General features: G+C 68.8%; 20 protein-coding genes. 12 read left to right on the top strand and 8 right to left on the bottom strand.

Translation table 11 applies throughout. The features are described 5' to 3' along the window. Nucleotides 1-59 precede the first annotated feature (59 nt). Genes MPLG2_RS12330 through MPLG2_RS12315 form a run of 4 tightly spaced genes read right to left on the bottom strand, consistent with a single transcriptional unit; the run spans nucleotide 60 to nucleotide 4,435 of the window. Nucleotides 60-1,496: a type III PLP-dependent enzyme domain-containing protein gene (locus MPLG2_RS12330; protein ID WP_105186392.1), complete on the bottom strand. Its 1,437-nt coding sequence runs from the start codon at nucleotides 1,494-1,496 to the stop codon at nucleotides 60-62. Continuing rightward, nucleotides 1,493-3,043, bottom strand: a complete 1,551-nt coding sequence (locus MPLG2_RS12325) for an FAD/NAD(P)-binding protein (protein ID WP_105186391.1) — start codon at nucleotides 3,041-3,043, stop codon at nucleotides 1,493-1,495. The genes MPLG2_RS12330 and MPLG2_RS12325 overlap by 4 nt, the downstream gene beginning before the upstream one ends. Then, entirely contained in the window at nucleotides 3,040-4,071 is a 1,032-nt protein-coding gene (gene sbnA / locus MPLG2_RS12320) for a 2,3-diaminopropionate biosynthesis protein SbnA (protein ID WP_231935644.1), read from the bottom strand. The genes MPLG2_RS12325 and sbnA overlap by 4 nt, the downstream gene beginning before the upstream one ends. 34 nt (nucleotides 4,072-4,105) lie before the next feature. Further along, nucleotides 4,106-4,435: a MerR family transcriptional regulator gene (locus tag MPLG2_RS12315; protein WP_105186390.1), complete on the bottom strand. Its 330-nt coding sequence runs from the start codon at nucleotides 4,433-4,435 to the stop codon at nucleotides 4,106-4,108. Nucleotides 4,436-4,572: 137 nt separating this feature from the next. Between MPLG2_RS12315 and MPLG2_RS12310 the strand changes: the two genes are divergently transcribed. Together MPLG2_RS12310 and MPLG2_RS12305 are read left to right on the top strand one after the other, a co-directional pair. Next, nucleotides 4,573-5,004: an Hsp20/alpha crystallin family protein gene (locus MPLG2_RS12310; RefSeq protein WP_105186389.1), complete on the top strand. Its 432-nt coding sequence runs from the start codon at nucleotides 4,573-4,575 to the stop codon at nucleotides 5,002-5,004. Nucleotides 5,005-5,017: 13 nt separating this feature from the next. After that, entirely contained in the window at nucleotides 5,018-5,209 is a 192-nt protein-coding gene (locus tag MPLG2_RS12305) for a hypothetical protein (RefSeq protein ID WP_105186388.1), read from the top strand. A 285-nt stretch (nucleotides 5,210-5,494) separates the two neighbouring features. On the opposite strand, the gene MPLG2_RS19675 is transcribed toward MPLG2_RS12305, so the two are convergent. Both MPLG2_RS19675 and MPLG2_RS12300 read right to left on the bottom strand, forming a co-directional pair. Continuing rightward, nucleotides 5,495-5,626, bottom strand: coding sequence for a hypothetical protein (locus MPLG2_RS19675; RefSeq protein ID WP_269459146.1), 132 nt, complete (start codon nucleotides 5,624-5,626; stop codon nucleotides 5,495-5,497). Between the two features lie 114 nt (nucleotides 5,627-5,740). Then, nucleotides 5,741-6,415 (bottom strand): helix-turn-helix transcriptional regulator, encoded by a 675-nt coding sequence (locus MPLG2_RS12300; protein ID WP_105186387.1) that lies wholly within the window; start codon nucleotides 6,413-6,415, stop codon nucleotides 5,741-5,743. A 163-nt stretch (nucleotides 6,416-6,578) separates the two neighbouring features. On the opposite strand from MPLG2_RS12300, the gene MPLG2_RS12295 reads away from it, so the two are divergent. From MPLG2_RS12295 to MPLG2_RS12260, 8 genes are read left to right on the top strand one after another with little or no spacing between them, the layout of a single operon-like run. Beyond that, complete coding sequence (locus MPLG2_RS12295; protein ID WP_105186386.1) at nucleotides 6,579-10,310, top strand: nitrate reductase subunit alpha; 3,732 nt, start codon at nucleotides 6,579-6,581, stop codon at nucleotides 10,308-10,310. Continuing rightward, a complete protein-coding gene (gene narH, locus MPLG2_RS12290; protein ID WP_105186385.1) occupies nucleotides 10,310-11,947 on the top strand; it encodes a nitrate reductase subunit beta in 1,638 nt (545 codons plus the stop codon). Before MPLG2_RS12295 ends, narH begins: the two co-directional genes overlap by 1 nt. Beyond that, complete coding sequence (gene narJ, locus MPLG2_RS12285) at nucleotides 11,944-12,702, top strand: nitrate reductase molybdenum cofactor assembly chaperone (protein WP_197709932.1); 759 nt, start codon at nucleotides 11,944-11,946, stop codon at nucleotides 12,700-12,702. Before narH ends, narJ begins: the two co-directional genes overlap by 4 nt. Then, the gene (gene narI / locus MPLG2_RS12280) at nucleotides 12,699-13,457 is read left to right on the top strand and encodes a respiratory nitrate reductase subunit gamma (protein ID WP_173909626.1); all 759 of its coding nucleotides are present in this window, start codon (nucleotides 12,699-12,701) and stop codon (nucleotides 13,455-13,457) included. Before narJ ends, narI begins: the two co-directional genes overlap by 4 nt. A gap of 6 nt (nucleotides 13,458-13,463) precedes the next feature. Further along, entirely contained in the window at nucleotides 13,464-14,828 is a 1,365-nt protein-coding gene (locus tag MPLG2_RS12275; RefSeq protein WP_105186383.1) for an MFS transporter, read from the top strand. Next, nucleotides 14,825-16,225: an MFS transporter gene (locus MPLG2_RS12270; protein WP_105186382.1), complete on the top strand. Its 1,401-nt coding sequence runs from the start codon at nucleotides 14,825-14,827 to the stop codon at nucleotides 16,223-16,225. Before MPLG2_RS12275 ends, MPLG2_RS12270 begins: the two co-directional genes overlap by 4 nt. Further along, nucleotides 16,222-16,758, top strand: coding sequence for a MogA/MoaB family molybdenum cofactor biosynthesis protein (locus MPLG2_RS12265; RefSeq protein WP_105186381.1), 537 nt, complete (start codon nucleotides 16,222-16,224; stop codon nucleotides 16,756-16,758). The genes MPLG2_RS12270 and MPLG2_RS12265 overlap by 4 nt, the downstream gene beginning before the upstream one ends. Before the next feature lie 34 nt (nucleotides 16,759-16,792). Further along, entirely contained in the window at nucleotides 16,793-17,266 is a 474-nt protein-coding gene (locus tag MPLG2_RS12260) for a hemerythrin domain-containing protein (protein ID WP_105186380.1), read from the top strand. 17 nt (nucleotides 17,267-17,283) lie between these two features. On the opposite strand, the gene MPLG2_RS12255 is transcribed toward MPLG2_RS12260, so the two are convergent. After that, nucleotides 17,284-17,925 (bottom strand): helix-turn-helix transcriptional regulator, encoded by a 642-nt coding sequence (locus tag MPLG2_RS12255; RefSeq protein ID WP_105186379.1) that lies wholly within the window; start codon nucleotides 17,923-17,925, stop codon nucleotides 17,284-17,286. A gap of 61 nt (nucleotides 17,926-17,986) precedes the next feature. Here MPLG2_RS12255 and MPLG2_RS12250 point away from each other — a divergent pair, with 61 nt between their 5' ends. Then, complete coding sequence (locus MPLG2_RS12250) at nucleotides 17,987-20,647, top strand: multicopper oxidase domain-containing protein (RefSeq protein WP_105186378.1); 2,661 nt, start codon at nucleotides 17,987-17,989, stop codon at nucleotides 20,645-20,647. A gap of 14 nt (nucleotides 20,648-20,661) precedes the next feature. Then, nucleotides 20,662-20,949 carry a DUF2249 domain-containing protein gene (locus MPLG2_RS12245; RefSeq protein ID WP_105186377.1) on the top strand — a complete coding sequence of 96 codons (288 nt, stop codon included), beginning with the start codon at nucleotides 20,662-20,664 and terminating at the stop codon, nucleotides 20,947-20,949. 99 nt (nucleotides 20,950-21,048) lie between these two features. Here MPLG2_RS12245 and MPLG2_RS12240 read toward each other — a convergent pair whose 3' ends face one another. Further along, nucleotides 21,049-21,666, bottom strand: coding sequence for a hypothetical protein (locus MPLG2_RS12240; RefSeq protein WP_105186376.1), 618 nt, complete (start codon nucleotides 21,664-21,666; stop codon nucleotides 21,049-21,051). Between the last annotated feature and the right edge of the window lie 45 nt (nucleotides 21,667-21,711).

Below are 21,711 nucleotides of genomic sequence, written 5' to 3'. Positions count from 1 at the left end.
GAAGAGAAGCAGTCAGTCAGTGACGCCCGCGATGCAGGTCGACAACCTCGTCACGCAGTTCAAGACGACGACGAAGTATGTGGGTGTTGCACAGTCGGACTCGGCCGGACCGCCGACCCCGAATCGCTCGTCCAGTGGTCGATCGGGTCGGGCTCGTACCCGCCACGCTCGCAGACGACGTTGCGAGCCAGGGGAATCTGATGCGATGCGCTCTCCAGAATGTGCATCAGGTACCCGCCGGTGTTCACCAGCCCGATCAGGTCGCCAGGCGCCACCCCGTGCGGAAAATGCATGCGGCGCAGCAGGATGAGTTCGTCCTCGATGCAGTAGGCGCCCACCAGGAAGCCGTCCCAGGGCGGGCCACTCGGTGTGGAGCGGACGAGTATCGGGTCGACCAGAAAGTCGTCCGACGTCGATCGGCACTGCGTGCGGTTCATCTCCACACCGACGAGGCCGACGCCGTCACTGCGTCGCTTGACGAACGACACCCGGGCCAGGGTCAGCCCACAGCCGTCCACCAGCGCCCGTCCAGGCTCCAGGTGCAGCCGCAGGCCGGCGGCCTGCAGCGCGGTGGCCACCGTGCCCGAACCGAGCGGGGCCGCCAACAGTTCACTCAGCCAGTCACCGCGGACGGGTTGCTGGTAGAACGGGTACACCGAGCGCAGCTCAGCGTTCTTCCAGGTGATCTGTTCATCGCCCCGGGTCGCGCTCGCGCCATGGGCGGCCCAGAAGGCCCGCCACTGTTCGCCGTCATCGAGGTACCTGATCGGAACGCCGCCGCCGATGTCGACGAATTCAGGACGATGCCCCTGCTCGCGCAGCCTGCCGACCAACCCGATCGCCTCAGCCAGCATCGCGGCCCGGTCTGCTGCGCGGTAGCCATGCAGGTGGAAGTGCACCCCGGCCACCGCCAAGCCGAGGCCGGGCGCGAGTACCTCGGACCAGGCAGCGGACGGCGCCCCGAACCTCGTGGGCGGCAGTCCGTGGCCGGTGTCGGGGGCCAGCCGTGGGGCAACCTGAGCGATCGTTCCGACTTCGGCCGCCAACGCGGCCACGGCGGCCGCCTCGGGGGCAGAGTCGAGCGAGATGGTCACCCCGGACGCCACCGCCAGCCGAAGCAGCCGCTCGGGTTTGATCGCCGCGGTCAGAATGATCCGCCGACCCGGGACGCCGCGCTGCAGCGTCTGCTGCAACTCGGCTTCGCCGGCCACGTCGACGCCGTGCCCGAGCCGGACGATCTCGTCGACCAGGGTGAGGGCCTTGTTCGCCTTGCGGGCGAAGAACAGGCCGATCTCGACCCCCGCACGCCGGCCCGCCTCCACAAGTTGCTTCGCGTTGCGCCCCATGGTGGCCGGGTGGATCAGGTTGACGGGTGAGCCGAACCGATCCACGAGTGCCGCGCAGCCGCCGGCGTCGGCCAGCAGCTCCGACATCCAAGGCTCGAGCCGACCGTCCAGCGGCGGACGTCCCTGCACGCCGGCCCGCAGATCGGTCATCGCCCGACCCCGACCGCGACGCTGGCGCAGCGGGCGGCGATTCGTTGCGCCCAACGCGCGGCGGATGGATGCAGTGTGCGCGAGAGCGTGTCGTTGCCGATCACCACGTCCTCGGTGAGCCGGCCGAGCGCCGCCAGTCCGCCGATCGGGGTGCCGTCGGAGGTCAGACAGGTCGCGTCCGGTGCCACCGACACGCCGCGACGCCCCGCGGCTTTGGCCACCAGGCCGCGTTCCATCAGATCCGCCGCCAACTCGCCCTCGACCAACCCCGGCGGAGGCAGGACGCAGTCGATCACGACGTCCGCATCGTGCAGTGCATCGCTCCAGCGTCCGGCCAGGAAACTCGCATCCACCAGCCCCGCGTCGCACAATGCCAGCAGCTTGGCGGCGTTCACCGGAGGTGGCCCGAACGCGATCGGCTCGAGTGCCGCGGCGGCGGACGCGAACGACGACCAGGCGGATTGCGTCACCTGCTGGTGACCGAGCGCCCGCACCACGCCGGAGTACAGGTCGCGCCAGGCCTGCCCCAGCGCCCACGCGAGGCCGGGTCGGCACTCACCCATCGCGACCCGAAGCGACCGGCGCAAAGCGGTCACCGGGTCGTCGTCCGGCGGTGGGACCACACCCACCGGGGGAACGCTGACCGCGCCCCCCGCGGCCACGCACAGGTAGTCGCCGGCGGTCTGCCACACCGCGGCCAGCACCACGTCGACCTGGCCGCCCGCTTCAGCGCACCTGGCCAGGCCGCGTCGGCGGAACTGCTCCAGCGGTAGCGCAGCCAGCGGGCCGTCCGGTTGCGGCTTGACTTCCATGAAGCCGCCGCGCCGCGCGACCGGCACGATCCGGCTCGGCTCGGCACCGCTGCGGTGGTAACCGTTGCGGTCGAATCGACCGTCCCGGCCCTCGGTGAGGCTGAGGCAGGCGTCGATGAAGGTCAGCGCAGCGCCGCGGCACACCACCGTGCAACCGGCCGGCACCGCCGCCGACGTCAGCCATGTGCGCACGGGATAGACCTGCGGCACCAGCGGGGCCGGGCCGGCCCAGCCGTGCCGCAGGGCGCCCGGCCAGTCCTGGGCATGGCCGGTGCACATCAGCACCTCGTCGTAGTACTCGTGGTCGATCAGCCAGCCGTCGCCGATCGCGTCGAGCCGGTCGACCCGTCGGGCGACGTGGCGTAGCCGCACCCGCGCCGGCACCCGGTCGAGAAGCTGGCCCCAACAGTGGGCGAGGTAGTGCCCGACCGTGGCACGGGGTGGGAACGCGTCGAGCGGCTCGGTCTCTCCGGTGCCTCGGCGCCACTCGGCGAAGTCCGGCAGGCCGAGCGAGACACCGGTGTTGCGTCCGCCGTCCATGTCGACGATGGCGGCGTTGACGTTCAGCCGCAGCCAATCGGGCTGATCGGCAGCGTAGCCGGCGCCCCAGCCAGGTGGTTGCGGATCGAAGACCGTGATGGACGCCGCGGCGTCGCTCACCGTCAGGTGCGCGGCCAGCCGCTCGGCGGCGAAGAGTCCCTTCGGCCCGGCCCCGACGATCGCCACCCTGATCATGTGGACGCGTTCAGGTCGAGCCGGCGGGCGAGCTCGCCTGCGCCGACCCCCAGTTGGCGGGCGACCCAGGCGTCGTTGTACACGGTGTCGAGGTAGGGCGCGCCACCGTCATGCAGCACCAGCACCACCCTGGCCCCGGCTGCCAAGTCGGGGGCCGCCTGCAGGAAGGCCTGCACCACCGCGCCCGACGAGGCGCCGGCGACAATGGCTTCGTTCCTGGCCAACAGCCGGCAGCCGGCGACGGTGTCGAGTTCGGAGATTCGGCTCACCCGGTCGGGCACCAGGCCGTCGGCGAGGGGCGACACCACGCCCGCGCCGAAGCCGGTCAGCAGCCGCTCGCACCGGTCTCCGCCGAACAGCACGCTGCCGTCGGCGTCCACCGCGACCAGACGGGTGTTCATGCCGTGCTGCTGCACGTAGCGACGGCAGCCTCCGAGCGTGCCGGTCGTGCTGACGGCGACGAACAGCCAATCGACCCGATGATCGAGGGCCTCGGCGATCTCGCGCATGGTGCCCTGCGAATGCGCCTCGAGTGCCGCCGGGTTGGCGTACTGGTTCAGCCACACCGCGCCGTCGATCGTCGCCAGCAACTCCTCGACCCTGGCCATTCGCGCGGCCAGCAGGTCACCGGTGGCCGGGTCGCCCCTTTCGACCCGGTGGACGACGCCGCCGAGGGCGCCGATCAGCGCGACCGTGGCCACGTTCGCCCTGCTGTCGAGCACGCAGTGGAAGGGCAACTGCAGCCGGCTGCACCAGCGCGCCAGGGCCACGCCCAGATTGCCCGACGACGACTCGACGATGGTCGAATCGGGTCCGATCGATCCGTCGGCCCAGCCGCGGCGCAGCATGGCCAACGCGGTGCGATCCTTGGCGCTGCCGCCCGGGTTGAACGACTCGAGCTTGCCCCACACCTTGATATCGGGACGGTTCGGCAGTCGCCGCAGCGGCATCAGCGGGGTGCGGCCGACCAGCGACTCCGCCTCGTCCAGTTCAGCGCCGACGAGTCCGCGACGATCGCCCTGGGACACGTCTCAACGGTAGCCAGCAGATCGTGAAGTCCCCTCACCCATCAGTGTGTGTTGATTCGGTGGACCGGGGCGGGGGTGCTGGCGGTCGGGTGGGCTGTTCGCGCAGTAGTTGGTTCTCGTCTTGGAGTTGCATGACCATCGCGATTCCGGCGAGGTTGAGGCCGGCGTCCAGAAGGTCGCCGATGCGGCGCAAACGATCGAGGTCGTCGGGGCTGTAGCGGCGCGTGCCGCCGGCGGTACGCACGGGGGTGAGTAGACCGCGGGCCTCGTAGGCGCGCAGGTTCTGGACGCCCGTGCCCACCAGTTCAGCGGCCACCGAGATGCCGTACACCCCCGAGGCGCGGCCAGGTTCTGCCAGCGACATGCGGAAAGGCCCTTCGATCGATCGTTCACCCTCTTGCCTTAGCATGTCACGCGTGCTATAAAAAATCTATAGCGCCCGCCACAGATCAGATGCTGCGGCGGCAGGCATCCGACACACGAAAGGAAGGTTGACCAACGATGCTGATGCGCACTGATCCGTTCCGTGAACTGGACCGACTGACCCAACAGATGCTCGGTACCAACGGCACTTCCGCCAGGCCCTCGGTGATGCCGATGGACGCGTGGCGAAGCGGCGATATGTTCCATGTGCAGTTTGACCTGCCCGGCGTCTCGCCGGACTCGATCGAACTCGATGTCGAGCGCAATGTGGTCACCGTCAAGGCTGAACGGCCCGCCCGCGACAACGACGTGGAACTGATCGCAGCCGAGCAACCGCGAGGAGTCTTCAGCCGGCAGTTGATCCTGGGCGAGAACCTCGACACCGAGAAGATCGACGCCAGCTACGACGCCGGTGTTCTGAGCCTTCGAATCCCGGTCGCCGAGAAGGCCAAGCCGCGCCGAATCGCCATCGCGCACGATGAACATCAGCGGCAGGCCATCAGCGCCTGAACGGTAGGCGATCATGCGCACCGCACACGCAACCGGGGATCCGTGGGGCTCAGTTCGTGAGCAGTTCCTGACCATCATGAGCAGCGATCCAACACTGCTCGGGCACGCCTTCGAGGCCATCATCAACGAGGAGTACGGCAACCACGATGCCCACGACACGAAAGGGGGTGCCAGCCAGACAGCACGACAACGATCCGATGGGTGACTGCTCGCTCGACTGCACCGTTGACCATCGCACGCGTGCGCCAAGCGCCACGCCCCGCCCGCCACGCACCTACGCCAGCAGTCCTGCGAGCAGCACGCAGTCGTGGTCCCGGCCAGGGGCCGGGACCACGACCGGACCCACCCGGGCGCCGCGAGGATGGCGGATGGCGGTAGCGGTGCGTCCAGGCGCCCGCCCTCGCCCATGCTGCGGGAACCTGCGAAAGCTCAGTTCGTCGGCTTCAAGAGGCAGAACTCGTTGTTGCCCGGTCGAGCATGACGGTCCAGTTCAACTTGCCCCAGTCGTGCTCGAGCGTGCGCGCCCCCAGGCCCAGAAGCCGCTCGACCTCGGGTCGTAGTCACCGCCCGGCGGCACCAGATCGATGTTGAGGGCGTCCAGGGTGGGTCGGCTGGTCGGCATGCGGCCTCCTGCATGGTGGCGGTTCTCGGCACCATGGTTCTCGCGAGGTGCCCGACGGGCTACACCGTTCTGGGTCACGTCGTGCCGGCTCGGCGAGGCGCCGGTGGGGTCGGCTCAGGCCACGTGATCGCTCGCCGCAGACGGTTCAGCCGCGGCCAGGTGCTGCAGCCGCAGCACGCACGTGGTGGGCGTCGCGAACGGCTCGATGTCGGTGACCCGCCAGGGCTGGTCGGGGCCGAGCAGCCCATTGGCCAGGCCCACGTGCAACCGGCAGATCACGTCGGGGTCGTCGCCGGCCAGGTTCAGAAAAGGGCAGGGCCGCAGTACGACCGTGGCGTCGTCGGACTGGTCGCGCTGCGGTTGGTAGCCGAGGGCGTCCATCGCGTTCACCAACCGTTCCACCGGCTGGTCGGACGACTGCGGGTCGCGCTGCTCGCGCAGCCGCTCGCCCCAGGCCAGGCCCGCGTTCTCGGCCCGCTCGGCCCGGTCGTCCAAGCCGCTGGCGAAGTGCCGCACCAGCACCTCGGCCAGCGCTTCGTAGTGGTCACCACCCAGGCCGGGGACGGCCCGGAACAGCATGCGCGGACGCCCCGGCCGGCGGCGGTTCTCGACCTCGCGGACGACCAGGCCCGCCTCGGTGAGAGCGCCCAGGTGAAACCGGGTGGTGTTGGGGTGCAGCCCGAGCGCCAACGCCACCGCCTCGACGCCCTGCGCGGACGCGCGCGTGCGCAGGTGGTGCAGCACCTCGGCCCGCGTGGGCCCCAGACGCTCGGTCTTCGCTGCGCTCATCGATCTCTCCGCACCCCGCCCAGCCTGCTCGGTCGGGTTTTCTCTGCCCGATGGTAACTATTACCGAGGGCTCGCCGGGGCCGTCTTGCACGGTTCTGGCCGCCTTCACAGGGTTTTACCGATTTCTTCATGTAAACCCCGTCGCCGTGATTAGCATGTCGCCATGACCACCGACCGAGCGCGGGTGGATGGGCCCGCTGCCGCTGCCCTGCTGAAGCTCGGCAAGTACTTCACCAAGTGGGACGAGACCGACGACGGCCGCGTGGTCTTTCGCGAGGGCGGCCGCCAGGGCGACGTGTTCTATCGCGACCGATGGAGCCATGACAAGGTGGTTCGCTCCACCCACGGGGTGAACTGCACCGGCTCGTGTTCGTGGAAGGTGTACGTCAAGGACGGCATCATCACCTGGGAGAGTCAGCAGACCGACTACCCGACCACCGGCCCCGACCGACCCGAGTACGAGCCCCGCGGCTGCCCCCGCGGCGCGGCCTTCAGTTGGTACACCTACTCGCCCACCCGGGTGCGCTACCCCTACGGGCGGGGCGTGCTGATCGAGGCCTACCGGGCCGCGAAGGCGCGCCACGACGGCGATCCGGTGAAGGCGTTCGCCGAGATCTCGACCGACCCCGCAACCCGTAAGCGCTACCAGAACGCCCGCGGCAAGGGCGGCCTGGTGCGCATCTCGTGGAACGAGGCGCTCGAGATCGCCGCAGCCTCGTACGTGCACACCATCGGCACCTACGGGCCCGACCGCTGCGTGTCGTTCTCGCCGATTCCGGCCATGTCGATGGTCAGCCATGCGGTGGGCACCCGGTTCAACCACCTGATCGGCGGCGCCATGACGTCGTTCTACGACTGGTACGCCGACCTGCCGGTGGCCAGCCCGCAGGTGTTCGGCGACCAGACCGACGTGCCCGAGTCGGGCGACTGGTGGGACGCCACCTATCTGATGATGTGGGGCTCCAACGTGCCCGTCACCCGCACCCCGGACGCCCACTGGATGGCCGAGGTGCGCTACCGCGGCACCAAGGTGGTGACAGTCAGCCCCGACTACGCCGACAACGTGAAGTTCGCCGATGAGTGGCTGCCCGCGCAGGCCGGCACCGACGCCGCGCTGGCCATGGCCATGGGCCACGTCATGTTGCGCGAGAACTACGTCGAGCGCCAGGTGCCGGCGTTCACCGACTACGTGCGGCAGTACACCGACCTGCCGATGCTGGTCACCCTGGTCGAGCACCCCGACGGCCACGGCCTGACCGCGGCCAAGTTCTTGACCGCCGCCGACCTGGACGGGGTCTCGACCAGCCCGACCAACGGCAAACTGGACGACGCCTTCGCCACCGTGCTGTGGGACGCCGCCACCAACGCCCCCGCGGTGCCCAACGGCACCATGGGGCACCGCTACAGCGAGGGCGGCCAGGGCACCTGGAACCTCGAACTCGGTGACCTGGACCCGGCGCTCAGCCTGCTGAACGTGCCCGGGGCCGAGCCCGTCGAGATCGCTCTGCCGTGCTTCGAAGACCCGCGCGGCGAGGGCACCATCATTCGCCGCGGGGTGCCGACGGTGCGAGTGGGTGAGCACCTGGTCACCACCGTGCTCGACCTGATGCTCGCCCAGTACGGGGTGGGCCGCGATTCGTTGCCGGGCACGTGGCCGTCCGGCTACGACGACGTCGAATCGCCCTACACCCCCGCGTGGCAGGCCGAGATCACGTCGGTGCCCGCCGACGTCTGCGTGCGCATCGCCCGCGAGTTCGCCAAGAACGCCGAAGACTCCGGCGGCCGCTCGATGATCATCATCGGCGCCGGCATCTGCCACTGGTTCCACGCCGACGTCACCTACCGAGCGATCATGGCGCTGCTGATGCTCACCGGCTGCATCGGCAAGAACGGCGGCGGCTGGGCGCACTACGTGGGGCAGGAGAAGTGCCGGCCGATGACCGGCTGGTTCAACCTGGCCAACGCGCTGGACTGGTCGCGGCCGCCGCGCACCATGATCGGCACCGGCTACTGGTACATGCACACCGACCAGTGGCGCACCGACGGCTACTCGGCCGACCGGGTGAAGTCGCCGCTGTCCACCGGCAGCCTGGACGGCCTGCACACCGCCGACGCGATGGCGCTCAGTCACCGGCTGGGCTGGATGCCGTTCTACCCGCAGTTCGACCGCAACCCGCTCGATCTGGCCGACGAAGCGAAAGCCGCCGTGGCTGCGGGCGAGGCGCCCGACGTCGGCAGCTGGGTCGCGAGCCGGCTCAAGGACGGCACCCTGAAGACCTCTCTCGAAGACATCGATGCGCCCGAGAACTGGCCGCGCACCATGGTGGTGTGGCGCTCGAACCTGTTCGGATCGTCCGCCAAGGGCAACGAGTACTTCTTGAAGCACCTGCTGGGCACCGGCTCGAACCTGATGCCCAACCAGCACGCCGCCGAGGTCAAGCCCACGGTCGTGGCGTTCCGCGACGAGGCGCCCGAGGGCAAGCTCGACCTGCTGATCAGCGCCGACTTTCGCATGACGTCGACCACGCTGCTGTCAGACATCGTGTTTCCGGCCGCCACCTGGTACGAGAAGTACGACATTTCGAGCACCGACATGCACCCCTACGTGCACGCCTTCACCCCCGCGATCGACCCGCCGTGGGAAGCGAAAAGCGACTTCGAATTCTTCACCCTGCTTGCGCGCGCGATCTCGACGCTGGCCAAGGGTCGGCTCGACACCCGCAGCGACCTGGTGGCGGTGCCGATGCAGCACGACACCCCCGGCCAGATCAGCCAGCCCGGCGGGCACGTGCCCGACTGGCGCGGCACCGACCTGCCCGCGGTTCCGGGTAAGAACCTGCCGGCATTGATGGTGGTAGAGCGCGATTACACCGCCATCGCCGACAAGCTCGCCACTGTCGGCCCCCTGGCCGACCGGCTGGGCTTCACGGTGAAGAACATCACCTACGACGTCAACGGCTCGGTTGACCTGCTCGGCAAGCTGCACGGCGTGATGGCCTCAGGCGCCGGCGCGGGGCGTCCGGCCATCGACACCGACGCCCGGCTGGCCGAGGCGATCCTCGCCTTCTCGGGAACCACCAACGGCGCACTGGCCACCCAGGGCTTTCACACCCTGGAGGCCAAGACCGGACGCAAGCTGGCCGACCTGTCCGAAGGCCAGGAGGAGCGCCGCATCACCTACAAGCAGACCCAAGAGGCGCCGCAGCCGGTGATCACCTCGCCGGAGTGGTCGGGCTCTGAAACGGGTGGACGCCGGTACGCCGCGTTCACGATCAACACCGAACGGCTCAAGCCGTGGCACACCCTCTCGGGCCGCATGCACTTCTTTCTCGACCACGACTGGATGATCGACGCCGGGGAGCAGTTGCCCACGTTCCGGCCGCCGCTCGACATGAGCCGGGCCTTCGGTGAGCCCGAACTCGGGCCGACCGGCGAAAAGGCGATCACGTTGCGCTACCTCACCGTGCACAACAAGTGGTCGATTCATTCCGAGTACCAGGACAACCTGTTCATGCTCAGCCTGGGCCGCGGCGGCCCGCAGGCGTGGCTGAGCGTGGCCGACGCCGCGTCCATCGGGGTGGCCGACAACGACTGGATCGAACTCACCAACGCCAACGGTGTGTTCGTCGCCCGTGCCGTCGTCACCCACAAGCTGCCCGACGGCATCTGCTACGTGCAGCATGCGCAGGAGCGCACCATCGACGTGCCCAAGTCCGAGGCCACCGGCAAGCGCGGCGGCATTCACAACTCGGTCACCCGCATTCTGGTCAAACCCACCCACCTGATCGGGGCGTACGCCCAGTTGGCGTACGCGTTCAACTACCTGGGCCCCACCGGGGTGCAGCGCGACATCGTGTCGACCGTCCGCCGCCGTTCGCAGGAGGTGCAGTACTGATGCCGAAGCGTGTGATGGCCCAGGTGGCCATGGTGATGAACCTCGACAAGTGCATCGGTTGCCACACCTGCTCGGTGACCTGCAAGCAGGCCTGGACCAACCGGGCCGGCACCGAGTACGTCTGGTTCAACAACGTCGAGACCCGGCCCGGGCTCGGTTACCCGCGCCGCTACGAAGACCAGCAGAAGTGGCGCGGCGGCTGGGTGCGCACCGCGTCGGGCGGCCTCAAACTGCGTAGCGGCGGGCGCTTTCAGAAGCTGCTCAGCATCTTCGCCTCACCCGTGCAGCCCGAACTCGACGACTATTACGAGCCGTGGACCTATGACTATCAGAATCTGATCAGCGCCCCCCTCGGTGATGACTTTCCGGTGGCCCGGCCCAAGTCGCTGATCACCGGCGAAGACACGCAGATCACCTGGTCGGCCAACTGGGACGACTCCCTGGGCGGCGTCGTCGAGACCGGCCAGTCCGACCCGGTGATCGAGAAGCTGCGTGACGAGGCCAACGAGCAGATTCGCTTCGAGTACGAGAAGAGCTTCATGTTCTTCTTGCCGCGCATCTGCGAGCACTGCCTGAACCCGTCGTGCATGGCCAGTTGCCCCTCGGGCGCCATCTACAAGCGCGCCGAAGACGGCATCGTGCTGGTCGACCAAGACCGCTGCCGCGGCTGGCGGCAATGCATCACAGGCTGCCCGTACAAGAAGATCTACTTCAACCACCGCAGCGGCAAGGCCGAGAAGTGCACGTTCTGCTACCCGCGGCTGGAGGTGGGCCTGCCGACGGTGTGCTCCGAAACCTGTGTGGGACGGCTGCGCTACCTGGGCATCATCTTGTACGACCCCGATCGGGTGACCGAAGCGGCCTGCGCCGACGAGCAAGATCTGTACGCCGCCCAACTCGACCTGATGCTCGACCCGCACGACCCCGAGGTGATCGAGGCGGCCAGGGCCGGCGGCATGCCGCAGGACTGGATCACCGCCGCCCAGCGCTCGCCCGTGTACGCCCTGATCAAGCACTTCAAGGTGGCGCTGCCGCTGCACCCCGAGTACCGCACGATGCCGATGGTCTGGTACATACCGCCGCTGTCGCCGGTGGTCGACCTACTGCGCAAGCAGGGCCACGACGCCGAAGCCGCAGGCAACCTGTTCGGGGCCATCGACGCACTGCGCATTCCGGTGGGTTACCTGGCCGAGCTGTTCACCGCCGGCGACACTGCCATCGTCACCGACGTGCTGCAGAAGCTTGCCGCCATGCGGGCTTACATGCGTGGGGTCACGTTGGGTACCGGCCGCGACGCCGAACTGGCCGAGGCGGTCGGCATGACTCCGCAGGCCATGGAGCAGATGTACCGGCTGTTGGCCATCGCGAAGTACGACGAGCGCTACGTCATTCCGAAGGCGCACCACGAAGAGGCGCACAACCTCGAAGAGTTGGCCTGCTCGCTCGACTTCGAGGGCGGCCCGGGCATGTACAACTCGGGGCCGTTCGGTGAGGCGTCCGGACGGCCGGTGCCGGTCGCGATCGAAACCTACTCGGCGCTGAAGGCCCGGCAGCAGGCCGAAGCTGCCGCGTCCAGCGCGCAACTGCACAACCGCGACGGCTTGTTGAACTGGGACGGCAACGAGGACGCGAAATGAGCCCGCGCTGGTGGAGCCTGGGGCGCTCCAAGCCCGGCGAGTCCCCCGAGTCGCGAGATCCCGGCCTGCGCCGGGATGACGAGGGGGCGTCCGTCATTGCGGCGAAGGCCGGAATCTCTGCCGCAACGCTCGGCGCAGACCCTGCCGTCATCTGTCAGGCCGCAGCCATGCTGCTGGCCTACCCCGAACCGGAACTGCTCGAGCGCATCGACCTGGTGCAGGCTGCGCTAACCGACACTGGGGCGCTCAAGCAGTTCCGCCCTGTACTGGCCCACCTGCGCGGCGCACCACTGGGCGAGCTGCAGTCGTACCACGTGCAAGAGTTCGACCTGTCGCGCCGGCACGCCCTGCACCTGAGCTACTGGACCGACGGCGACACCCGGCGGCGCGGCGAGGTGTTGGCCTCGATCAAGGCCGTCTATCGCGAGTCGGGGCTGCTGGTCGACACCGCAGGCGAACTGCCCGATCACCTGCCCATGGTGCTGGAGTTCACCGCCGCCGACCCCGAGCGCGGCCTGGCGTTGCTGAACCGGTTCAGGGCCAGCCTCGAACTCATTCGACTGGGCTTGCTGGCCGACGACCTGCCGCACGCGGGCGTACTGGTCGCGGTCTGTGACCTGCTGCCGGGCGCGTCACCGCAGACCAGGGCCGAGGTGCAGGCCCGGTTCGGCCAGGTGCAGCCGATCGAGCTGGTGGGGCTCGACCCGTCGCTGCCGTCCGGTCTTGCCCTGGTTGACGCGAGGAGTCTGCGATGAACCCGATCGACATCTTCTTGTGGGGCGTGCTGCCCTACCTGGTGGCGTTCACCCTGGTGGCCGGCACCATCTGGCGCTACAAGTACGACCAGTTCGGCTGGACGACCCGATCGTCGCAGCTGTACGAGTCGAAGCTGCTGCGCATCGCGTCGCCGATGTTTCACTACGGCCTGTTCGTGGTGCTGATGGGGCACCTGATGGGCCTGCTGATACCCAAAGCGTGGACGGACCTGGTGGTCAGCCAAGAGACCTACCACGAGGTGGCACTGTGGGCGGGCACGGCGGCCGGCGTCGCCACCCTGGTGGGCATCGCGCTGCTGATCTACCGGCGACGCACCACCGGGCCGGTGTTCCTGGCCACCACCCGCAACGACAAGCTGATGTACGTCGTGCTGGTCGCCGCCATCGTGCTGGGCATGGTCGCCACGCTGACCGGCGGCCACACGCCGTCCGGCGAAGAGCACAACTACCGCGAGACCGTGTCGATCTGGTTTCGCTCGCTGCTGATCTTTCAGCCCGACGTCGAGGCGATGGCGGCCAGCACCTGGCAGTTCAAGGTGCACATTCTGGTCGGCTTCGCGCTGATCGCCCTCATTCCGTTCAGCCGGCTGGTGCACGCCTTCACCGTGCCGCTGCACTACCTGTTCCGGCCGTACGTGGTGTACCGCAGCCGCGATGCCGTCGCCCCCACACCCTCACGCAGCCGCGTGCGTGGGTGGGACGCCGTCGGAACCAAAGATCGCGAAAGGAAGTAGCCGAACATGAGCACCGGCACGCCCGGCACCGTCGCGCCCGCACATGGCACCGGGCCGGGTGCGAACCGCGTTCTCGCCATGTCGACCATCGACTTCACCGTGATGTTCGCCGTCTGGCTGATGTTCGGCATTTTAGGCATCGAGATTCAGAAGGAGTTGCTGCTCAGCGACGTCGAACTGTCGTGGATCTCGGCGCTGGCGGTGCTCAACGGCTCGCTGTGGCGACTGCCGGCCGGCATCATCACCGACCGCATCGGTGGTCGCAAGGTCACCATCTTCATGGTTGCCGTCACCGCGGTGCCGGCCTATCTGGTCTCGACCGCGCACAGCTACGGCATGCTGCTGGTGCTCGCTTTTCTGGTGGGTTTCGCGGGCAACCTGTTCAGCGTCGGCATCGCCTGGAACGCAGCCTGGTTCGGCCGTGACCGGCAGGGCTTCGCGCTGGGGCTGTTCGGCGCCGGCAACGTGGGTGCCTCGATCACCAAGTTCATCGGGCCGCCGCTGATCGCAGGCACCGCCGGCATGACGTTCGTGTTCGGCATTCAGGGCGGCTGGCGGCTGGTGCCGGTGATCTATTCGGTGCTGCTGATCGTGCTGGCCGTGCTCACCTGGGCGATCGTGCCGCGGCACGACCGCATGGCCGGCCAGAGCAAACCGATCGGCGAGATGCTGGCCCCGCTGAAACACCTGCGGGTGTGGCGGTTCAGCCTGTACTACGTGGCCGTGTTCGGCGCGTACGTGGCGTTGTCGGCCTGGCTGCCCAAGTACTACGTCGACAACTTCGGGGTGAACCTGGGCACGGCGGCGCTATTGACGGCGCTGTTCATCTTTCCGGCTTCGCTGCTGAGGCCGGTGGGCGGCTGGGTGAGCGACCGCATCGGCGCCCGCACTGTGATGTACGCCACCTTCGCGGTGATGCTGGTCACCACCGGCATTCTGATGATGCCCAACGGGCACATCGTCATCACCCACGCCGACGGCACCGAAACCCAGCACCTGGGCTATTCCATCGGGGTCGTCGCCTTCACCGTGCTGGTCTTTCTGCTCGGCTGCGCCATGGGCATCGGCAAGGCTGCGGTCTACAAGCACATTCCCGAGTACTTTCCCGACAACGTGGGCTCGGTGGGCGGCCTGGTGGGCATGCTGGGCGGGCTGGGCGGCTTCATTCTGCCGCCGCTGTTCGCCTACACCAAGGCCTGGACGGGCTTCCCGACCAGCACGTTCTTCGTGCTGTTCGTGCTCACCGCGATCTGCGCGGTGTGGATGCACGTCACGGTCGTGGGCATGCTGCACCGCCGCTCGCCCGAGCTGGCAGACCACTTCGACACCGAACACATCGACACCCGTTCCCCAGAGAAGGTCGCACCATGAGCACCATCGTCGAGAAACTGCAGAGCGGGCCCGAATGGCTGCGCTCCTGGGACCCCGAGAACGAAGAGACCTGGGATCGCCGGCTGGCCTGGCAGACCCTGTGGATCACCACGTTCAGCCTCACCATGTGCTTCGTCGCCTGGTTCTTGCCGTCGGCGATCATTCCCAAGCTCAACGCCATCGGCTACAGCTTCACCCAGCAGCAGCTGTACTGGCTGGCTGCGGTGCCGGGCCTGTCGGGTGGCCTGATGCGGCTGGTGTGGATGGTGCTGCCGCCCATCATGGGCACCCGCAAGATGGTGGCGGCCACCACGCTGCTGCTGTTCTTTCCGGTGCTGGGCTGGGGCGTGCGGTCGATGTCGCCCACCGCCCCGTACTGGGAGCTGCTGGTGCTCGCCCTGCTGGCCGGCATCGGCGGCGGCGCCTTCTCGGGGTTCATGCCGTCCACCTCGTACTTCTTTCCCCGCAAGATGCAGGGCACGGCGCTGGGCCTGCAGGCCGGCATCGGCAACTTCGGCGTCTCGCTGGTGCAGTTGCTCACCCCGTGGCTGATCGGCCTGGGTTTCTTGTGGTGGCTGGGCGAGAGCCAGATGATGAAGGTGCCCGGCAAGCCCGACCGTGAGGTGTGGTACCAGGCCGCGTCGTTCGTGTGGCTGCCGTTCATTCTGATCGGCACCTGGATCGCCTGGCAGTACCTCAAGTCGGTGCCGGTGAAGGCCAACATCGCCCAACAGTTCGACATCTTTCGCAACCAGGACACGTGGTGGATGACGATTCTGTACATCATGACGTTCGGCACCTTCTCGGGCCTGTCGGCGCAGTTCGGGCTGCTGATGATCAACCTGTACGGCTCGGGCAACGCCGGCATCGTGCAGGGGTCGGGGGCCACGGCGCAGATTCTGGTGGCCGGTTATGCGGTGCCCGACCCGGCCGCCTACGTGTTTCTCGGCCCGCTGGTCGGCGCCGGTGCGCGGGTGCTGTTCTCGCCGCTCACCGACCGCATGGGTGGCGCGATCTGGACGCTGATCTCGGCCGTCGGACTGGCCGGCTCGATCGCGTGGACGATCCCGGCGCTGACCCCCGACCTGACCAGCGCCGCCACGCTGCAGGCTGGTTTCAATCACTTCTTGTGGGGCATGCTGCTGATCTTTCTGTTCTCGGGCATCGGCAACGCCTCGACCTTCAAGCAGATGCCGATGATCTTCGAGCGGCGCCAGGCCGGCGGCGTGATCGGTTGGACGGCGGCCATCGCGGCGTTCGGGCCGTTCCTGTTCGGCGTCGGCCTGACGATCATGGCCCCCGCCACCTTCTACTGGATCGGCGTGGCCTGGGCGGTGATGTGCGTGGCGATCACGTGGTGGCGCTACGCCCGTCCGGGTGCGCCGAAGAAGTCATGACCGCCGGGCAGGTTGAAGGCCTCTCGTTGGGAGCGAGCACGACCACCACCCTGGCGGCCGTGATCGTGGTGTCTGACGAGGTCGCGACCGGCCTGGACGACGACCGGGCCGGCCCGGTGGCGCTCGACCTGCTGCAGGGCCTGGGTCTGCGGACGACCCTCGCGGTGGTCGGCGACGCCGACGCCGACATCGAGACGGCCGTGCGCACGGCCATCGTGCAGGGCGCCCGAGTCGTGCTGGCCTGCGGTGGCACCGGCATCGGGCCGCGCGACCGCACCAGCGACGTCGTGCGTGCGCTGATCGACGTGGAGCTGCCGGGCATCGCCGAAGAGATCCGGCGCCGCGGCAGCGAACACACCAGGCTCGCCCTGGTCTCGCGCGAAGTGGCCGGACTGATCACTGCCGGTGTGCGGCGCCCTGTGCTGGTGCTGGCCGTGCCCGGCTCGCGCGGCGGCGTGCGCGACGCACTGGGGGTGGTCGGCGACTTGATCGGTTACATACTCGACCAGGCGGACGGCGCCGGGCACGCCTGACCCGGCGACGGCTCGGCGAAGAAGGGGTCACGCGATGTGCAGTTACTGCGGCTGTGAATCGATCGAGGTGATCGGCCGGTTCATGGCCGAGCACGAACAGATCATCAACGCGACCGGCGACCTGCGCCGCGCGGTCGCCGCCGGTGACCCCGACGCCGTCGACGTCACCCGGGCTGCGGTGGCCCGGCTGCTCTGGCCGCACACCACGGCCGAAGAGGTCGGGCTGTTTCACGTGATGGCCCGCGACGAGGTGTACGCGGCGCACATCGCGACGCTGTGCCAAGAGCATCAGAGCCTGGACGCTCTGCTCGGCACCATCACCGCGGGCGACGAGGCGACGATGTGGCGCTTCGAAGAGATGCTGCGCGAGCACATCGACAAAGAAGACAACGGACTGTTCCCCGCCGCGGCGATCGCCCTCGACGGTGACGACTGGGTCGAGGTGCACCAGACCACTCCGCATGCCCACGCCGACGGCGTGGTGCACACGCACGCAGACCACCACTGAGGCGTCCGCCGATCAGGTCAGCGGTGCGCGGGGCCATTCGTGCGGCGCACCAGGCAGCCGGCGGGCAGCGCGAACGGCTCGACCAGCCATTGATCGCGGGTGATCTCGTCGACCAGACCCTGGTGAATGCCGCAGACCACGGTGGGCCACGACTGGGCCGAAGCGAGCAGCGGGCAGGTGCGCAGGGCGATGCCGTCGGTGACCGGCTCGGGGGTGAAGCCCTGGGCGCCCAGCACCTGGGTCAGCTCGTCCGACCCTGCGGCGGCGAGCCGGCGCCCCCAGCCGCGGCCGACCGCCAGGGCCGCGCCGCGCGGGTCGCTCGACTGCGACAGGTGCTCGGCGACCGCCTCGAGCAGCGCCACTTGGTCGGACAGATCGGGATCCTGCAGCGCCGCCTGGCGTCCGACCACCGTGGGCAGATAGGCCTTGGCCGGCCGGCCCCGGCCCACGGGCTGCTCGCTGAACTGGGTGGCCCAGCCGTCGGCGACGAGGTGCTCCAACTGCATGCGGGTGGTGTTGGGGTGACCGCCCAGCGACTGCGTCAGCATGGCCAGCGTGGCAGGCCCGTCGGCGGCCACCAGTTCACGCAGCACCCGCAGCGCCGCCTCGCGGGGGCGGTCGGTGCGGGCCGGCTGGGGTCCGCCGGACGGAGTGGTCACGGGGCGAGTGTACTGATAGTTTTTACATGATGTCATGTAGTAATCAGTCAGTGGTGCTGCTGTGAGCCGGCCGACCGCCCGTGGACGTTCCCGGCTGCGCGATCTGCCGCTGCTGCTGTGGCTCACCGCCGCGATCGTGATCGCCGTCGTCCACCGCTGGCTGCCCGACGCCAACTGGCTGATGCTGCACCTGGTGCTGCTGGGCGCGGTGACCCACTCGATCATGGTGTGGAGCTTTCACTTCACCCAGACCCTGCTGCACGCGCCGGCATCCGAGCAGCAGGCCCGGCTGCACACCCGTCGCCTCGGCCTGGTCACCGCCGGCACCGCGGCGGTGCTGATCGGCGTGCCCACCGCACTGTGGCCCCTCACGCTGGTGGGAGGTAGCGCGGTTGCGGTGGCGGTCGGCTGGCACGGGCTGGTGCTGTGGCGGTTGTTGCGCAGCGCCCTGCCGGCCCGGTTTCAGATCAGCGTGCGCTATTACCTGTGGGCGGCCGGCTGCCTGGTGGTGGGTGCGGGCTTCGGTGTCGCACTGGCCTGGGGCTGGGACGATCCATGGCAGGCGCGTCTGCTGGTCGCGCATGCCCTGACCAACCTGCTGGGCTGGGTGGGGCTGACGGTCACCGGCACCCTGCTCACCCTGTGGCCGACCATGCTGCGCACCCAGCTCGACCCGACCGCCGAGCGGCGAACCCGGCAGGCGCTGCCGCTGCTCGCCGGCGCGGTCGGCCTGAGCGCAGGTGGAGCGCTGGCAGGCCTGACCTGGCTGTCGGCCGTGGGTGTGGTCGGTTACCTTGGCGCCCTCGGCCTGTGGGGCGTCGGCCTGTGGCGTCCGGCCCGCACCACCAAGGCCTGGGAGTTCGCACCCGCCTCGGTTGCCTGCGCGCTGGGCTGGTTGTTCATTGGGCTGGGCTGGGCCGGTTGGCTGCTGGCCACTGCGCCCGACTGGCAGACCGTGCGCGAGACGTTCGTCTGGCCGGCCACCGCGCTCGCGGCCGGTTTCGGGGTGCAGGTGGTCACCGGAGCACTGTCGTACCTGTTGCCGTCGGTACTGGGCGGCGGGCCCAGCGTCGTGCGTGCGGGTGCCACGTGGTTCAACAAGGCCGGCCTCGTGCGACTCATCGCCATCAACGGTGGCCTCGCCCTGTGGCTGCTGCCCTCGCCGAGCTGGGTGAAGGTGACCGGGTCGATGCTGGCCCTGCTCGGTGCCGCCGCCTTTTTGCCGCTGATGGTGCGGGGCCTGCGGGCCAGCATCTCGGCCCGCAAGCAGGTGCCGGCCCAAGCGGCGGTCGCAGCAGCCGAGCGCGACGATGCTGCGCCCAGGCCGCCGGCCGCCCACGTCGTGCGCCCGAGCATCTTTACCGCGGGTCAGTTCATCGCGGGCCTGACGGCAATCGTCACGGCCGTGGTGGTGGGCGTCGGCGTCGACCCCGCCGCGGCAGGCTTCGGCGGCGGCGCGGCCGCGGCGGCGCAGGTGGCGCCGTCGGGCAGGGTGGTGCGGGTCGAGGTGACCGTCAAAGACATGTCGTACGTGCCCAACTCGGTGCAGGTCGGGGTGGGTGACCGGCTGGTGGTGAACCTGGTGAACACCGGCACGACCACCCACGATCTGGTGATCGGCGCTGTTCGCACGCCACGGCTGGCACCGGGCGCCGGCGCCGAGCTGGACGCCGGGGTGATCGGCGCCTCGGTCGACGGGTTCTGCTCGGTGGTCGGGCACCGCCAGATGGGCATGGTGTTTCAGGTGATCGTGGGCGGCCGATCGTCCACCACCACCCCGGCCGACGACGGCATGGACGGTATGAATCACGACGAGCCCGCACCGTCGCCCCACTCGACGGCGACGCCCGCTGATGTGGTCGACCCCGTGCTGGCGCCGCTCACCGACGAGCGTGAGCATCACCTCACCCTCACCGTCACCGAGGTTCCCCTGGAGGTGGCGCCGGGTGTGTGGCAGCGCCGCTGGACCTACAACGGACGTCCGGTCGGCCCCACCCTGCACGGACGGGTCGGTGACGTGTTCGTGATCACGCTGGTCAACGACGGCTCCATGGGGCACTCGATCGACTTTCACGCCGGCTCGCTCGCGCCCGACCGGCCGATGCGCACGATCGAGCCCGGCAAGCGCCTCACGTATCGGTTCACCGCTACCAGGGCGGGCATCTGGATGTACCACTGCTCGACCATGCCGATGAGCGCCCACATCGCGGCCGGCATGACGGGGGCGGTGGTGATCGAGCCCGACGGGTTGCCCGCAGTCGACCGCTCGTACCTGCTGGTGCAGAGCGAGGTCTACCTGCAGAACCGGGCTGCGGACGCCGCCTCAGCAACCGAGGTGAACGCAGACACCGCAGTCACAGCGCAGGCCGACCACGTGGTGTTCAACGGCGTCGCGAACGGCTACGACACCGCGACGTTGAGTGCCCGGGTGGGCGAGCGGGTGCGGTTCTGGGTGCTCGACGCGGGGCCCAACCGGCCGGCGAGCTTTCACATCGTGGGGGCGCAGTTCGACACCGTGTACCGCGAGGGCGGCTACGAGTTGAAGCGGGGCCGCGACCCCTTCGGCGGCCGCGGCGGCGGTGCGCAAGCTCTGGGCCTGCAGCCCGCGCAGGGCGGCTTCGTCGAGACCGTCTTCGACGAGGCGGGGCGCTACCCGTTCGTCACCCACGTGATGGCCGACGCCGAACGCGGCGCCCACGGCTACGTGCAAGTCAGTGCCTAACCCGAGGAGAACAGATGAAACAGAACCTGCCCATGCCGGGTGCCAACGCCGACGGTTGCGGCTGCGGCCACCACGAGTCGGCAGACATCGTGTTCGACGTGCGTGCAGTGCCGCACGCCATTCGCCACGCCAGTGTCTTCGGCGCCTTTGACGCCATCGCCGTGGGTGGTTCGCTGGTGCTGGTCGCACCGCACAATCCGTTGCCGCTGCTTGCTCAGTTGGCCGAGAGGGCCGAGATCGACGTCGAGTACCTGGATGAGCGTCCGGACGATTGGCGGCTGCGCATCACGCGCATCGCGTAGCCCGGATCCACCGATCCGCACATACTGCGCGCGCCCATTCGCGCGGTCTGGCCCGCCGGCCACGCTCAACAGACGACGTAGAGCGACCTGAGTGTCGGCTCACGAACCGGCCGATCGCCGCCATATGTCGCCGTCAGTGACGAAACCGACCGACTTCAGGTACGCCGTGTGCACCGGCGTGGTCGCCCGGGCCGTGAACTGATCGACCCCGAGCGCCCTCACGCTCGCCGGACGGGTGCCGTAGAACCAGGCGCCCAGCCGCGAGTCGCGGTATTGCGGCAGCACGTAGTCGAGTTGTACGTCGAACGACCTTCCGTGCACGTTGCCCAGTACCGCACCGGCCGGCATGCCGTCGCGCATCAGCACGAAGCCGGTGTGGCTGTCGTCGATGGCGAAGTCGGGCTGGCTGTGCCGAATGTCGTCGAGGTGGGTGCGCAGAAAGTCGGCCAGAAACGGCGCCGATGGTTCGATCGGTACCGCGCCCAGGTCGCGCTGAGGCGAGAACTCGCGGCGCAGGTTCCACACGTTGAGGGCCACCACGATCAGGTTGGTGATCATGATCGGCCACGACGAAATCAGTGCTCCGTACAGGGTGTAGACCAGCCCGCCGCACAGTGACGCGATGCGCAGCCGAACGACCGAACGCATCGAGAACGAGAGCACGACCAGAAACGAGGCGAGGTAGCCGATGGCCTCGATGAGCTGCGGTGACAACATCGCCCGATGGTCGCAGACTTCGTGGTCGGCTCGTAAGAGTTTTGA

Source organism: Micropruina glycogenica, assembly GCF_900289045.1.
Lineage (GTDB): Bacteria > Actinomycetota > Actinomycetes > Propionibacteriales > Propionibacteriaceae > Micropruina > Micropruina glycogenica.
This window is presented reverse-complemented; position numbering and strand designations above follow the sequence as displayed.